The sequence below is a fragment of the Raineyella sp. genome (genome assembly GCF_034933565.1).
GTDB lineage: Bacteria > Actinomycetota > Actinomycetes > Propionibacteriales > Propionibacteriaceae > Raineyella.
In genome coordinates, this window is sequence record NZ_JAYFNG010000061.1 from 1 (window position 1) to 14,989 (window position 14,989).

12 protein-coding genes and 1 tRNA gene are annotated in these 14,989 nt (G+C 69.4%); 12 read left to right on the plus strand and 1 reads right to left on the minus strand.

Annotation, left to right across the window (positions count from 1 at the left end; translation table 11 throughout):
• Positions 1-32: 32 nt before the first annotated feature.
• From VB059_RS14180 to pyk, 8 genes are all read left to right on the plus strand, one after another.
• A complete protein-coding gene (locus VB059_RS14180) occupies positions 33-575 on the plus strand; it encodes a polyphenol oxidase family protein (RefSeq protein ID WP_416339566.1) in 543 nt (180 codons plus the stop codon).
• A 188-nt stretch (positions 576-763) separates the two neighbouring features.
• The gene (locus VB059_RS14185; protein ID WP_323422624.1) at positions 764-1,393 is read left to right on the plus strand and encodes a cell division protein SepF; all 630 of its coding nucleotides are present in this window, start codon (positions 764-766) and stop codon (positions 1,391-1,393) included.
• A 27-nt stretch (positions 1,394-1,420) separates the two neighbouring features.
• On the plus strand, positions 1,421-1,720 hold the full coding sequence (locus VB059_RS14190) for a YggT family protein (RefSeq protein WP_323422625.1): 300 nt from the start codon (positions 1,421-1,423) through the stop codon (positions 1,718-1,720).
• Between the two features lie 251 nt (positions 1,721-1,971).
• Positions 1,972-2,916, plus strand: coding sequence for a DivIVA domain-containing protein (locus VB059_RS14195; protein ID WP_323422626.1), 945 nt, complete (start codon positions 1,972-1,974; stop codon positions 2,914-2,916).
• Between the two features lie 199 nt (positions 2,917-3,115).
• Positions 3,116-3,568, plus strand: a complete 453-nt coding sequence (locus tag VB059_RS14200; protein ID WP_323422627.1) for a TraR/DksA family transcriptional regulator — start codon at positions 3,116-3,118, stop codon at positions 3,566-3,568.
• Positions 3,568-4,113, plus strand: coding sequence for a signal peptidase II (lspA, locus tag VB059_RS14205; protein WP_323422628.1), 546 nt, complete (start codon positions 3,568-3,570; stop codon positions 4,111-4,113). Before VB059_RS14200 ends, lspA begins: the two co-directional genes overlap by 1 nt.
• Complete coding sequence (locus VB059_RS14210) at positions 4,110-5,033, plus strand: RluA family pseudouridine synthase (RefSeq protein WP_323422629.1); 924 nt, start codon at positions 4,110-4,112, stop codon at positions 5,031-5,033. The genes lspA and VB059_RS14210 overlap by 4 nt, the downstream gene beginning before the upstream one ends.
• Positions 5,034-5,129: 96 nt before the next feature.
• A complete protein-coding gene (pyk, locus tag VB059_RS14215; protein WP_323422630.1) occupies positions 5,130-6,542 on the plus strand; it encodes a pyruvate kinase in 1,413 nt (470 codons plus the stop codon).
• A gap of 44 nt (positions 6,543-6,586) precedes the next feature.
• Here the strand turns inward: pyk and VB059_RS14220 are convergent.
• Positions 6,587-6,671 (minus strand) — tRNA-Leu (locus VB059_RS14220).
• Between the two features lie 618 nt (positions 6,672-7,289).
• Here VB059_RS14220 and VB059_RS14225 point away from each other — a divergent pair.
• The 4 genes from VB059_RS14225 (at position 7,290) to uvrB (ending at position 14,861) form a co-directional block, all read left to right on the plus strand.
• On the plus strand, positions 7,290-7,925 hold the full coding sequence (locus VB059_RS14225) for an ANTAR domain-containing response regulator (protein WP_323422634.1): 636 nt from the start codon (positions 7,290-7,292) through the stop codon (positions 7,923-7,925).
• A gap of 44 nt (positions 7,926-7,969) precedes the next feature.
• Complete coding sequence (gene polA / locus VB059_RS14230) at positions 7,970-10,708, plus strand: DNA polymerase I (protein ID WP_323422631.1); 2,739 nt, start codon at positions 7,970-7,972, stop codon at positions 10,706-10,708.
• 301 nt (positions 10,709-11,009) lie between these two features.
• Positions 11,010-12,467: a 30S ribosomal protein S1 gene (gene rpsA / locus VB059_RS14235; protein WP_323422632.1), complete on the plus strand. Its 1,458-nt coding sequence runs from the start codon at positions 11,010-11,012 to the stop codon at positions 12,465-12,467.
• Between the two features lie 297 nt (positions 12,468-12,764).
• Positions 12,765-14,861, plus strand: coding sequence for an excinuclease ABC subunit UvrB (gene uvrB, locus VB059_RS14240; protein ID WP_323422633.1), 2,097 nt, complete (start codon positions 12,765-12,767; stop codon positions 14,859-14,861).
• Positions 14,862-14,989: the final 128 nt, after the last annotated feature.

Genomic DNA, 14,989 nt, shown 5'->3' on the forward strand with positions numbered 1-14,989 from the left:
CCCCCCCCCCCCGGGTGGTGACGCTGCACCAGGTGCACTCCGCACGGGTCCATGTCGTCGACGATGAGTTCCTGGCCCACTGGGACGAGGAGGCCCAGCCCGAGGGCGACGCCCTGGTGGCCGGGCCGGCGCTGCGCGGCACCGCTCTCGCGGTCCGGGCCGCCGACTGCGTCCCCGTCGTGCTGGCCGATCCGCACGCCCGGGTGATCGGGGCGGCACACGCCGGGCGGGCCGGCGTCCTGTCCGGGATCGTGACGGCGACCGTCACGGCGATGCGCGACCTCGGCGCGCGGGAACTGACCGCCTGGGTCGGCCCGCACATCCACGGCGAGTGCTACGAGGTGCCCGCCCGGATGGCCGAGGCAGCCGCCGCCATCGTGCCCCGGACCCGCGCCACCACCCGCTGGGGGACCCCGGCGATCGACCTCACCGCCGGCGTGGCGGCCCAACTGGCCGCCGCCGGGGTGTCGGTGGCGTACGTCGGGCCCTGCACGCTGACCAGCGATGCCCTGCACAGCCACCGGCGCGATGGTGCAGCGGCCGGTCGCCAGCTCGGCCTGGTCTGGCTCGGCTGAGCGGCTGAGCGGCTGAGCGGCTGAGCCGCGACCCGGACCGGGGCCCGTTCGCGGGCTCGGACAGGCGTGTCGCCGTCGGGATACCGGTGCGATCCGGGCCGCACGGTATCGTCATGGGGGGATTGCACACCCGTCGTCTGCACGCCCGGGTGCAACCCGCAGCGGACGATACGGAGGAAGGATCTCGGATGGCTCAGTGGGTCAAGCGCGCCAGTGAGTGGATCGGCCTGGGCCCGCGGGAGACCGATCGCTACGACGACTACGATGACGAGCTGCCCGCCCGCGGACACGAGCGCGTCCTCGGCGACGACTACGGCGACGAGTCCGGGACCTACGAGGACAGCGGAGTCTACGAGGAGCTGTACCACCCCGACGAGGACGACTACGACGAGCCGCCCCACGAGCACACGGAGGTCACCGAGATGGTCCCGGCACGCGGCAGCCAGGGGCGTACGCCCGCAGCCGTCCCCACCTCCGTACGGCCCCCGGTGGAGCCCGCGCCCTATCGGGAGCCCCCGGTCGAGCCCTCGCGGACGGCGGACATCAACCGGATCATCTTCATCACGCCGAAGACCTTCAACGAGGCCCGCAGCATCGGTGAGAACTTCCGGGACGGCTTCCCGGTGATCATCAACCTGTCCTTCATGGAGCACGACCACGCACGGCGTGTCGTCGACTTCGCCTCCGGCCTGATCTTCGGGCTGAACGGCTCCATCGAGAAGGTCGACAACGGTGTGTTCCTGCTGTCCCCGCACAACGTCCGGGTGACGACCGAGGACAAGCAGCGCATTGCGGAGGGCTTCTACAATCAGAGTTGAATCATCCACTCTGCTGATCGGAAGTCCATGCTGACCACCATCGGTCTCGTCATCCACACCGTCCTGTGGCTGTTCCTGGCGCTGCTGTTCATCCGTATGATCCTGTCCTGGGTGCCGGTGCTCGCCCCGCAGTGGCGGCCGAAGGGGCTCGTCCTGGTGCTCGCCGAGACCACGTACAGCATCACCGATCCGCCGTTGAGGTGGCTGGGCCGCTTCATCCGCCCGGTGCGGATGGGCAACATGGCCTTCGACGTGTCGTTCCTGGTGCTCTACTTCGCGGTCTGGATGCTGATGCGGCTCAACGCGGCCTTCCTGATCGGCGCCTGACGGTGCCCCGGGTCACGGAGGGGGCGCCCTGAGGGCGCCCCGGTGCGGGACGGGCCTGCCAACCTTCAGGTGCCGCGTGAGGGTTGGTGGGGTTCTGCTTGCGACCTGCCGTGGGGCTGAATACCGTAGCCACGTACAGACGGACGGTACTGTTGGGGTAGGCTTTTTGGCCGACCGCAGTAGCCTCGTCCGAGGCGGGCCAATGCTTTCCGTTGGACATCCGGTCCACTGGACGATTTCGAGGTGAACGTATGACCACACTGACGCTTGACGAAGTGCGCAACACCAAGTTCCACATGGCTCGGCGTGCGGGCTACGAGGTGACCGATGTCGACCTCTTCGTCGATCGGGTGGAGGCGTCCTTCGCGAAGCTGGTGGAGGAGAACGAGATGCTGCGGCGCCAGGTCGAGGCGCTCCAGCAGGCGGCGGAGAACACCGCCGAGGCCCAGCAGGCCACCTCGCAGTTCCAGCCCGTGGTCGAGATCCCCGAGCCCGAGCCGGTGATGGCCCCCACGCCGATCCCCGAGCCCATCCCGGTGGCGCCGGCACCGATCGTCCAGGGTGGGGTCGAGCGGATCGTCGTCACCACCTCCGCCGAGGCCAGCCCCGCGGTGGTCCGCCTCGTCCAGATGGCCACCGAGCAGGCGGAGCGGCTCGTCACCGAGGCCGAGGCCGAGGCCCACAGCACCATCGAGAGCGCCAACCGCCAGGCCGCCGACACCATCGACACCGCGAACCGCCAGGCGAACGAGACCGTCGCTTCGGCCAACCGCCAGGCGAACGAGACCGTCGACATCGCCAACCGGCAGGCCCACGAGATCGCCACCGACGCGCAGACCCGCGCCGATCGCACCGAGTCCGAGGCCCGGATCAACGCCGAGCGCCTCTTCTCCGATGCGCAGAACCGGGCGAACAACCTCGACAACGAGGTCAACATGCGCCGCGCCGAGCTGTTCAGTGCGCTGGAGGACGAGCGCGACCAGCTGCAGCGCAATGTCACCGATCTGCGCACCCACGAGAGCAACTTCCGGGCCGCCTTCGCCGATCACATCCGCCAGCAGCTCAGTGCCCTGGAGAACACCGCCTTCGAGCCGGAGAACCGCCCGATGCTGGCCCAGAGCCTCGACCAGCGCGGTCCGATCAGCCAGCCCAGCTCCGCCACCCCGCGCCTCGACGCGCTGATGGGCGGCAAGTGATCCACCGGGGCCTGCTGCCCCGCCGCTGACCGCCGTACGGGTCGGCCGGTCCGTACGGATCGGTCGGCCCGACAGCATCCGGCGCCCGGCATTCGCTCCGGACGGACACTTCTGACACACGACGCAGGGCCCCGCATCCGTGGGGCCCTTCGTGTACTCTCGGCGCACGAGTTCGTACGGAAAGAGACGAGACCTTACTATGCCCACCACTGACGCAGCCCGGCCGGCCGACGACATGGCCTGGCGCGATGCCCTCGATCCCGCTGCCTTCCCCGTGGAACCGGACGAGGACCCCTGGACCCTGGAGGAGCTCCGCGAGGTGGCGGACGAACTGGTGTCCGACATCCGTCGCCAGCGCGAGATCATCGAGCAGACCCAGGCGGAGCTGGTCGGGATCCGCGACGGTTCGGACGTGACCGGCCGTGACCCCGCCGATGTCGGCTCCGCGAACTTCGAGCGGGATCACGAGATGTCCCTGGTCCGCAACTCCGAGGAGCTGCTCGACCAGTCCGAGCGTGCCCTGGCGGCGATCAAGCGCGGCACGTACGGCCGGTGCGAGAACTGCGGACAGCCGATCGGCAAGGGCCGGCTGCAGATCATCCCGCGCGCGACCCTCTGCCTGGCCTGCAAGCAGCGGGAGGAGCGGCGATAGTGCCGCAACCGGAGCGTACCGGCGTACTGGCGCCGTGGGCGGCCCGCACGATCCTGCTGGGGGTCGCCGTGGTGGGCCTCGCCCTCGACCAGGTCGCGAAGCAGGCAGCCATCGCCGCCCTTGTCCCCGGCGAGCCCAGGCCCTTCATCGGGCGGCTGCTGCAGTTCTACCTGATCCGCAACTCCGGCGCCGCCTTCAGTCTCGGGGAGGGCGTGACCTGGGTCTTCGCGCTGCTCGCCGGCGTCGTTCTGGTCGCTCTGCTGGCGATCGCTCTGCCGCGGACCCGGCACTGGGGCTGGGCGGTGGCCTTCGGGCTGCTCGCTGCCGGGGTGGCCGGCAACCTCGCCGACCGGCTGCTGCGCCCCCCGGCGCCGGGGCGTGGTCACGTCGTCGACTTCCTGATGCTGCCGTACTGGCCGATCTTCAACGTCGCGGACATGACGATCGTCGCGGCGGCCATCGTGATTGTCGCATTGAGCTTCTTCGGGCACCGGGGGCCCACCGGACGTCCGTACGAGCGCGACGAGGAGAAGATGACCGCATGAGGTCGCGGGTGCTGCTCGTTCCGGACGGTCTCGAGGGGGACCGGGTCGACGCCGCCGCTGCGCGGATGCTCGGCCTGTCCCGCAGCTACGTCAGTGACCTGATCTCGGAGGGGGCCGTCCGACTGGACGGTGGCCCGGTGGCGAAGTCCGATCGGGTCCGCGGCGGGGCGATGCTCGAGGTCGACCTGCCGGACGAGGAGCCCGGGGTCCGGGTCGTCCCGCGGGTCGTCGAGGGGATGCGGATCGTCCACGACGACCACGACATCGTCGTGGTCGACAAGCCGGCCGGCGTCGCCGCGCACCCGTCGTTGGGCTGGGACGGGCCCTCCGTCGTCGAGCACCTGGCTGCGGCCGGCTTCCGGATCTCCACCTCCGGTTCGCCGGAACGGCAAGGGATCGTCCAGCGGCTGGACGTGGGCACCACCGGCCTGATGGTGGTCGCCAAGAGTGAGATCGCCTACACCGTGCTCAAGCAGGCCTTCCGGGACCGTGCGGTCGAGAAGACCTACCACGCGCTGGTCCAGGGCCACCCCGACCCGTTCTCCGGGACCATCGAGGCGCCGATCGGCCGTCACCCCGGCCACGAGTGGAAGATGGCCGTGGTCGCCGGGGGCCGCCCGAGCATCACCCACTACGAGACGATCGAGGCGTTCCAGGGAGCGACCCTGCTGACCATCCACCTGGAGACCGGGCGCACCCACCAGATCCGGGTCCACATGGCGGCGATCCACCACCCGTGTGTCGGTGACCCGCTGTACGGCAGCGATCCGGTGCTGGCCGCCCGCACCGGCCTGGACCGTCAGTGGCTGCATGCCGTACGGCTGGGCTTCATCCATCCGACGAAGGGGGAACACGTCGAGTTCACCTCGCCCTATCCCGCCGACCTCACGCACGCCCTGGACGTGGTCGCCGGCGACTGAGCCGCTACCGGACGGGAGGCCCGCTATTTGGGTGCAACATGAGACAAATGCCAGGCCGGTATCCTTTCGTTCAGGGTCCTCCGATAAGGTCGGACCGTGCGTAGAGCAAAGATCGTTTGTACTTTGGGCCCGGCGTCATCGGACGCCGACCGGCTCCTCGAGATGATCAACGCGGGCATGGACATCGCCCGCTTCAACATGAGCCACGGCTCCTACCCGGAGCACGAGGAGAGGCTCAAGAACCTCCGCGACGCGGAGTCCAAGGCGGACCGCCCGATCGGTCTGCTCGCCGACCTGCAGGGACCGAAGATCCGCCTGGGGACGTTCGGCAACGGCCCGGTCGTCCTGACCGACGGCCAGACCTTCACCGTCACCACCCGCGACGTCGTGGGCGACGAGAACATCGTCGGCTGCACCCACCCGGGCCTGCCCGGTGACGTCCACCTCGGCGACCAGGTGCTGGTCGACGACGGCAAGATCCTCATGGTGGCCCGGAACATCACCGACACCGACGTGATCTGCGAGGTCCTCGTCGGCGGTCCGGTCTCCGACCACAAGGGCTTCAACCTGCCGGGTGCGGCGGTGTCCGTGCCGGCGATGAGCGACAAGGACGCCGACGACCTGCGGTGGGCGCTGCGCAACGGCTTCGACATGGTCGCCCTGTCGTTCGTCCGGAACGCGGCCGACGTCGATCTGGTCCGCCGGGTGATGGCCGAGGAGGGCCGGACCGTCCCGGTCATCGCCAAGCTCGAGAAGCCGCAGGCTATCGAGAACCTGGACGACATCATCGACGCCTTCGACGCGTTCATGGTCGCCCGTGGTGACCTCGGCGTCGAGCTCCCGTTGGAGGAGGTGCCGCTGGTCCAGAAGCAGATCATCACCAAGGCCCGCCGCTGGGCCAAGCCGGTGATCGTCGCCACCCAGATGCTGGAGTCGATGATCGGCAACCCGCGCCCGACCCGGGCCGAGGCCTCCGACGTTGCCAACGCCATCCTCGACGGCGCCGACGCGGTGATGCTCTCCGGCGAGACCTCGGTCGGGAAGTACCCGGTCGAGACCGTCGCCACCATGGCGAAGATCGTCGACTCCACCGAGGTCCACGGCATGGAGCAGATCTCGGCGATCGACTGGGACCCGCACACCACCGGTGGTGTGATCTCCAAGGCGGCGGTCGACGTCGCGGAACGGGTCGGTGCGGCGTACCTGGTCGCGTTCACCCAGTCCGGTGACACCGCCCGCCGGATGGCGCGGCTGCGGCCGCGGATCCCGATCGTGGCGTTCTCCCCGCTGCTCAAGACGCAGCGCGAGCTGACGCTCTCCTGGGGCATCCGCACGGTGCTGACCCCGACGGTCCAGGCGACCGACGAGATGGTACGGCTGGTCGACCGGACGCTGAAGGAGCGGGGCGTCGTCCAGGACGGCGAACGCGTGGTGATCGTGGCCGGCACCCCGGCGGGTCGTCCGGGACGTACGAACTCGTTGCGGGTCCACAAGATCGGCAGTGTGTAGGAAGATGAAGAAGGACGCGGGGCCCAGGGCCCCGCGTCCGGTTGTGCCGGGAAGGGGAGTCGAACCCCTACGTCCTGTCAGGGACAGACGGGTTTGAGCCGTCCGCGTCTACCATTCCGCCACCCCGGCGCACGATGGATCACTATACCGGATCCACCCCACCCGCCCCGACCCTCCGGCCGGGGCCTCAGGACAGGTGATTTCACGATGACGACAAGTGATGACACGCCCCTCGGCGAAGGAGAGGACGTCGCCACGGCTGCCGAGGAGACGGCCCCGGAGCAGACCGCGAAGAAGGGCCCGGCGAAGAAGGCCGCAGCGAAGAGGTCCACCGCCAGGAAGACCACCACCAGGAAGACGGCGGCCAAGAAGACGACGGCCGCTGAGGCCGAGGCACCCGCGCCCGTCGAGGCGTCGGCCGAGACCCCGGTGTCAGCGGAGGCCGCGGCACCCGCGCCGGTGGCAGCACCGGCCGAGGCGCCGGTGGCGAAGAAGGCCAGCCGGAAGACCGCGCCCCGCAAGAAGACCACGGCGACGGAGCCGGTCCCGGCTGCGGCTGCGGCTGACGAGTCTCCCGCCGAGGACCTGCCCGGGGCGCCGGCGGCAGCGCCCGAGGCATCCGCCGAGCAGGCGGCCGAACAGCCCGCCGTACCGGCGGTCGGGACACCTGCGCCCCTGGAGACATCGCCCCTGGAGGCATCGGCGGAGGCGCCGGTGGAGGCCGTGACGGACGACGAGCCCACCGCCCTGTCCGTCGAGGAGCTCATCGCGGCCGGCCCGAGCGGCTCGGCCGAGGCCCCCCGGACCCGCGTCATCGTGGCCGAGGACGAAGCGCTGATCCGTCTCGACCTGGTCGAGCTGCTGCGTGACGAGGGCTACGACGTGGTCGCCGAGGCCCCGGACGGCCAGGTCGCGGTCGACAAGGCGCGTGAGCTGCTGCCCGACCTGGTCGTGATGGACGTCCAGATGCCCCGGATGGACGGCATCACCGCGGCCAAGATCATCGCCGGGGAACGGATCGCACCGGTGGTGATGCTCACCGCGTTCAGCCAGCGCGAGCTGGTGGAGCGGGCCCGCGAGGCCGGGGCGATGGCGTACGTCGTCAAGCCGTTCGAGGCCTCTGACGTGGTGCCGGCGATCGAGATCGCCTTGGCCCGCTTCCAGGAGATCCGGGCCGTCGAGGCCGAGGTCGAGGATCTGGAGGAGCGACTGGCGTCCCGCAAGGCCGTCGACCAGGCCAAGGGCCTGCTGCAGAGCGGCATGGGGATGTCCGAGCAGGAGGCCTTCCGGTGGATCCAGAAGACGGCGATGGACCTGCGCAAGCCGATGCGTGAGGTCGCCGAGGGCATCATCGAGAAGCTGCGCAAGCCCAAGAACGCGTAACGGGGGTGCCGGGCGCTGTCGGTGGCCACGGGTAGAGTCGCCGCGTGGCCACCACGACAGCTTCCAGCACTCCTTCCGCGACGAGTCCTTCCGACGGCGACCGGCCGAGGCTCCTGCTGATCGACGGTCACTCCGTCGCGTACCGGGCGTTCTTCGCGCTGCCGGTGCAGAACTTCTCGACCCACACCGGCCAGGTGACCAACGCCGTCTTCGGTTTCACGTCGATGCTGATCAACCTGCTGCGCGACTGGCAGCCGACCCACCTCGGGGTCGCCTTCGACGTCTCGCGCCGCAGCTTCCGCACCGACGTGTACGAGGACTACAAGGCCACCCGGGACGCGTCCCCGGCGGAGTTCCGCGGTCAGGTCGACCTGATCAAGGAGGTCCTCGACGCGATGCGCGTCCTGCACCTGGAGAAGGAGGGCTTCGAGGCGGACGACCTGCTCGCCACCCTGGCCACCCGGGCCGAGCATGAGGGGATGGACGTACGGGTCTGCACCGGCGACCGGGACACCCTCCAGCTGGTCACCGACCGGATCCATGTCCTCTACCCGCGCAAGGGCGTCTCCGACCTGCTCGACCTCGATCCGACCGGGGTCGAGGAGAAGTACCTGGTGGCCCCGGACCGCTACCCCGAACTGGCCGCCCTGGTCGGCGAGACCTCCGACAACCTCCCCGGCGTGCCGGGGGTCGGGCCGAAGACCGCGGCCAAGTGGCTGGCCCAGTACGACGGCCTGGAGAACCTCCTCGCCCGGGTCTCGGAGGTGAAGGGCAAGGCGGGGGACAACCTGCGCGAGCACCTCGACGACGTCCGTCGTAACCGCAACCTCAACCGGCTGGTCCGCGACGTGGAGATCGACGTCACCCCGGCCGAGCTGGAGCGCCATGCGGTCGACCGCGAGGCGGTCCATCAGCTGTTCGACCAGCTGGAGTTCCGGGTGCTGCGGGAGCGGCTCTTCGACCTGCTGCCGGCCGAGGAGGACGGCGACGACGACGGCTCCGACGCCCTCGAGGTCGTCGACGACACCGCGGCACCCGGCGCCCTGGGCGACTGGCTGGCCGCTCACACCGCCGTCGGGGCGACCGGTCTCGACATCACCGGCCGGTGGAGCGCCGGCACCGGGGACATCCTCTCGCTGTCGATCGGTGCGGCCGACGGACACGCGGTCTCGGTCGATCCCGCCGACCTGGGCCCGGCCGACGAGCGGGCCCTGGCGGACTGGCTCGCCGACCCGACGAAGGACAAGGTCCTGCACGACGGGAAGGGCCCCCTGCTGGCCTGCTGGGCCCGTGGCTGGGCCCCGGCGGGGCTCTGGTCGGACACCGCGCTGGCCGCCTACCTGCTGCGCCCCGACCAACGTACGTACGATCTGGCCGACCTGGTCAGCCGGGTGCTGCACCAGGACCTCGTCGTCGACGAGGCCGGCCAGGCGCCGGCCCAGCTGGCCCTCGACCTCGGCGACGAGGCCGACACGTCCGGGCACCGGGCCAGGATCCGGGCCGAGGCCGTCCGTCGGCTCGGGCACGCCCTGGAGGACGACCTCGACACCCACGAGGCGACCCGGCTGTTGCACGACGTCGAGCTGCCGTTGATGCAGGTGCTGGCCGGGATGGAGCGGATCGGTATCGCGGTCGACACCGACCTGCTCGACGGGCTGCACCGCGACTTCGACGCCCGCGTCCAGCGGGCCGCTGCCGAGGCGTACGACGTGCTCGGCCACGAGGTGAACCTGGGCTCGCCCAAGCAGCTGCAGGCGGTGCTGTTCGACGACCTCGGCATGCCGAAGACCCGGCGCACCCGGACCGGCTACACCACCGACGCCGAGGCCCTGCAGACCCTCTATGAGCAGACCGACCACCCGTTCCTGGCCCACCTGCTGGAGCACCGCGACGCCATCCGGCTGCGGCAGACCGTCGAGGGCCTGCAGAAGTCGGTCGCCGACGACGGCCGGATCCACACCACCTTCCTGCAGACCGTGGCCGCGACCGGACGGCTGTCGAGCACCGACCCCAACCTGCAGAACATCCCGGTCCGCACCGAGGAGGGGCGCCGGATCCGCGAGGCCTTCGTGGTCGGCGGCGGCTACGAGTGCCTGTTGACGGCGGACTACTCGCAGATCGAGATGCGGATCATGGCGCACGTCTCGGGCGACGACGCGCTGATCGAGGCGTTCCGGTCCGGGCACGACTTCCATGCCGTCACCGCCTCGCACGTGTTCGGCGTCCCGGCCGAGGAGGTGACCGGCGCCCAGCGGGCGAAGATCAAGGCGATGAACTACGGCCTGGCGTACGGCCTGTCCGCCTTCGGGCTGTCCAATCAGCTGCGCATCCCGGTCGCCGAGGCCAGGGAGCTGATGGCCGACTACTTCGCCATCTTCGGCGAGGTCCACGACTACCTCACCGGCGTGGTCGACCAGGCCCGCCGGTCCGGCTACACCGAGACCCTGCTGGGCCGGCGGCGCTACCTGCCCGACCTCACCAGCTCCAATCGCCAGCGCCGGGAGATGGCCGAGCGGATGGCCCTGAACGCCCCGATCCAGGGCTCCGCCGCCGACATCATCAAGCTGGCGATGCTCAAGGTCGACGCCCGGCTGCGGAAGGCGGGGCTGGCGTCCCGGATGCTGCTGCAGATCCACGACGAGCTGATGTTCGAAGTGGCGCCCGGCGAGCGGGAGCAGGTCGAGGCGCTGGTCCGCGATGCGATGGGCTCCGCGATGGTGCTGGACGTTCCGCTGGACGTCTCCGTCGGCAGCGGCCGGTCCTGGCACGAGGCCGCACACTGACGGGCCATGCTTGGAAAGGCCATGCGCTGACAGGCCATGCGCTGACAGACCATGTCCTGAGGGGCGCGCACCCGAGCCCGCGCACTGAAAAGGGGGCTCCGATTGACCTCGTCTCGATCGGGGCGGTAATCTTGTCGTGCGCTGTGACCTGCGTGTCTTCGGACGGAGTGGGACACGCTCGTACGGGGTTCATGAGTTTGACCGACAGAAGTTGTCCGCGTTTGTTGAGTTGATCGCTGACCCGGTGTGAACAGGGGTCGCCAGCGTGACGCATCATCAGCCAACACCGGAGCCCTACTACATGACCTCCTCCCTTGAGGCGACGCCTCAGGTCGCTGTCGACGACTTTGCTTCCGCAGACGAGTTCGCCCAGGCAGTCGACGGCACTATCAAGTACTTCAACGACGGTGACATCGTCACCGGCACCGTGGTCAAGGTCGACCGTGACGAGGTCCTCCTCGACATCGGTTACAAGACCGAGGGTGTTATCCCTTCCAAGGAACTCTCCATCAAGCACGACGTGGACCCCTTCGAGGTCGTCCAGGTCGGTGACGAGGTCGAGGCTCTCGTCCAGCAGAAGGAGGACAAGGAAGGCCGGCTCATCCTGTCCAAGAAGCGTGCGCAGTACGAGCGCGCCTGGGGCACGATCGAGCAGATCAAGGAAGAGGACGGTGTGGTCACCGGCCGGGTGATCGAGGTCGTCAAGGGTGGCCTGATCGTCGACATCGGCCTGCGCGGCTTCCTGCCCGCGTCGCTGGTCGAGATGCGTCGTGTCCGCGACCTCCAGCCGTACGTCGGCCAGGAGCTCGAGGCCAAGATCATCGAGCTGGACAAGAACCGCAACAACGTGGTCCTGTCCCGCCGTGCCTGGCTCGAGCAGACCCAGTCCGAGGTCCGTCACAACTTCCTCAACCAGCTGCAGAAGGGCCAGATCCGCAAGGGCGTCGTGTCCTCGATCGTCAACTTCGGTGCGTTCGTCGATCTCGGCGGCGTCGACGGTCTGGTGCACGTCTCCGAGCTGTCCTGGAAGCACATCGACCACCCGTCCGAGGTCGTCGAGGTGGGCCAGGAGGTCACCGTCGAGGTGCTGGACGTCGACATGGACCGCGAGCGCGTCTCGCTGTCGCTGAAGGCGACCCAGGAGGATCCGTGGCAGGCGTTCGCCCGTCTGCACCAGATCGGCCAGATCGTCCCCGGCAAGGTCACCAAGCTGGTCCCGTTCGGCGCGTTCGTCCGTGTCGAGGAGGGCATCGAGGGCCTGGTGCACGTGTCGGAGCTGGCCGAGCGCCACGTCGACATCCCGGAGCAGGTCGTCTCCGTGAACGACAAGGTCATGGTCAAGATCATCGACATCGATCTCGAGCGTCGCCGGATCTCGCTGTCCCTCAAGCAGGCCAACGAGAGCCTCGACATCAACGCCGAGGACTTCGACCCGACCCTCTACGGCATGGCCGCGTCGTACGACGACCAGGGCAACTACATCTACCCCGAGGGCTTCGATCCGGAGACCAACGACTGGAAGCCGGGCTTCGAGGAGCAGCGGGCTGCCTGGGAGGCGCAGTACGCCGAGGCGCAGCGCCGTTGGGAGCTGCACAAGCAGCAGGTCGTCGATGCCGAGAAGGCCGAGGCCACCGCGGCGGTGGATGCGGGCACCTCGTACACCAGCTCCGTCCCGGAGTCCGGCGAGCCCGCCGAGGGGTCGCTGGCGTCCGACGAGGCCCTGCAGGCCCTGCGTGACAAGCTGACCGGCTCCCACTGAGCTGACCGTCCGGCGTCGGCCCCACCGGTCGACGCCTGAGGACCGGACGAAGACCCCCGCCCACCCGGCGGGGGTCTTCGCCGTTCCACGGGCGCACGTGTTCGCCGTTCCACGGGCGCACGTGGTCGCTGTTCCCCGCGGCGCACGGCCCCGTCGTTCCGGGGTCGTGGTGCCACCATCCCGGGGTGGTGGCTTCGCGGTTCCACGGGTATGGCTTCGCCGTCCCCGGCAGGGGCTCCGCCCGGGTCGGCGGCGCAGCCGGTCGGCGCTGTCAGTCCCGGCGCGTACGCTCAGAGCATGCGTCCGGTCAGTCACATCACCCGTCGTGTCGCCCCGTTCCATGTCGTCTCCGACTTCGCACCGGCCGGCGACCAGCCCCGGGCCATCGATGAGCTGCAGCGGCGGCTCGAGGCGGGGGAGAAGGACATCGTGCTGCTCGGTGCGACCGGCACCGGCAAGACCGCGACGGTCGCCTGGCTGGCCGAGCGGCTGCAGCGCCCGATGCTGGTGATGCAGCCGAACAAGACATTGGCCGCGCAGTTCGCCTCGGAGCTGCGCAACTTCTTCCCCGACAACGCCGTCGAGTACTTCGTCTCGTACTACGACTACTACCAGCCGGAGGCGTACGTCCCGCAGACGGACACCTACATCGAGAAGGACTCGTCGCTGAACGAGGAGGTGGAGCGGCTGCGGCACTCCGCCACCAACTCGCTGCTCACCCGGCGCGATGTCATCGTGGTGGCGACGGTGTCGGCCATCTACGGCCTGGGCACCCCGCAGGAGTACGTCGACCGGATGCTCACGCTGACGGTGGGGCAGGAGTACGAGCGCGACGACCTGATGCGTCGGCTCGTCGAGATGCAGTACGCCCGCAACGACCTGGCCGGCACCCGCGGCACCTTCCGGGTGCGCGGCGACACGGTGGAGATCTTCCCGATGTACGAGGAGTACGCGGTGCACGCGGAGTTCTTCGGCGACGAGTTGGAATCGCTGTCGACGATGCACCCGGTGACCGGCGAGGTGATCAGCGAGGACACCGAGATGTACGTCTTCCCGGCCACCCATTACGTCGCCGGTCCCGAGCGGATGAACCGGGCGCTGAAGGGGATCGAGGCGGAGCTGGACCACCGGCTGGTGGAGCTGCACGACCGGGGCAAGCTGGTCGAGGAGCAGCGGCTCCGTCAGCGCACCGGTTACGACATCGAGATGATGCGCCAGATCGGCACCTGCTCGGGTATCGAGAACTACTCACGGCACATCGACGGCCGCGGCCCCGGCACCCCGCCGAACTGCCTGATCGACTACTTCCCCGAGGACTTCGTCCTCGTCGTGGATGAGTCGCACGTCACCGTGCCGCAGATCGGTGGCATGTACGAGGGCGACATGTCCCGCAAGCGCACCCTGGTCGACTTCGGCTTCCGGCTGCCCAGCGCGATGGACAACCGGCCGCTGAAGTTCGACGAGTTCGTCGAGCGGATCGGGCAGACCGTCTACCTGTCCGCCACCCCCGGCACGTACGAGCTCGATCGGTCGAAGGGGGTGGTCGAGCAGATCATCCGACCGACCGGCCTGGTCGACCCGGAGGTGGTGGTGAAGCCGACCAAGGGCCAGATCGACGACCTGATCGGCCAGATCCGCGAGCGCACCGCGCGGGGGGAGCGGGTGCTCGTCACCACGCTGACCAAGAAGATGTCGGAGGACCTCACCGACTACCTGCTGGAGAACCAGATCCGGACCCGTTACCTGCACTCCGAGATCGACACGCTGAAACGGGTGGAGCTGCTGCGTGACCTCCGGCTGGGGGCCTACGACGTGCTGGTCGGCATCAACCTGCTGCGCGAGGGCCTCGACCTGCCCGAGGTGTCGCTGGTGTCGATCCTCGACGCGGACAAGGAGGGCTTCCTCCGGTCGGACCGGTCGCTGATCCAGACCATCGGCCGGGCCGCGCGCAACGTCGCCGGCCAGGTGCACATGTACGCCGACCGGATCACGCCCTCGATGCAAGTGGCGATCGACGAGACCAACCGGCGTCGTGCCGTCCAGATGGCCTACAACCGCAAGCACGGCATCGACCCGCAGCCGCTGCGGAAGAAGATCTCCGACATCACCGAGATGCTCGCCCGGGAGGACGCCGACACCGACGAGTTGATGGCCCGGACGGCCGGTCGCGGCTACCACACCCTGGCCGGGCCGACCTCGCCGGCGGTCGAGTCGGGGAAGGTACAGGATCTGTCGACGGTGCCGTCGATGGAGCTCGCCCAGCTCGTCCAGGACCTCACCACCCAGATGCACGAGGCCGCGGCCGAGTTGCAGTTCGAGGTGGCGGCCCGGCTCCGCGACGAGATCGCCGAGCTGAAGAAGGAGCTGCGTCAGATGGTCGAGGCCACCAAGTAGCCTCGAAGCCCTGTACGAACGCCGGGCGCCCCATACGAACGCCGGGAACCCCGTAACGCCGGGAACCCCGTAACGCCGGGAACCCCGTAACGCCGGGAACCCCGTAACGCCGGGAACCCCGTAACGCC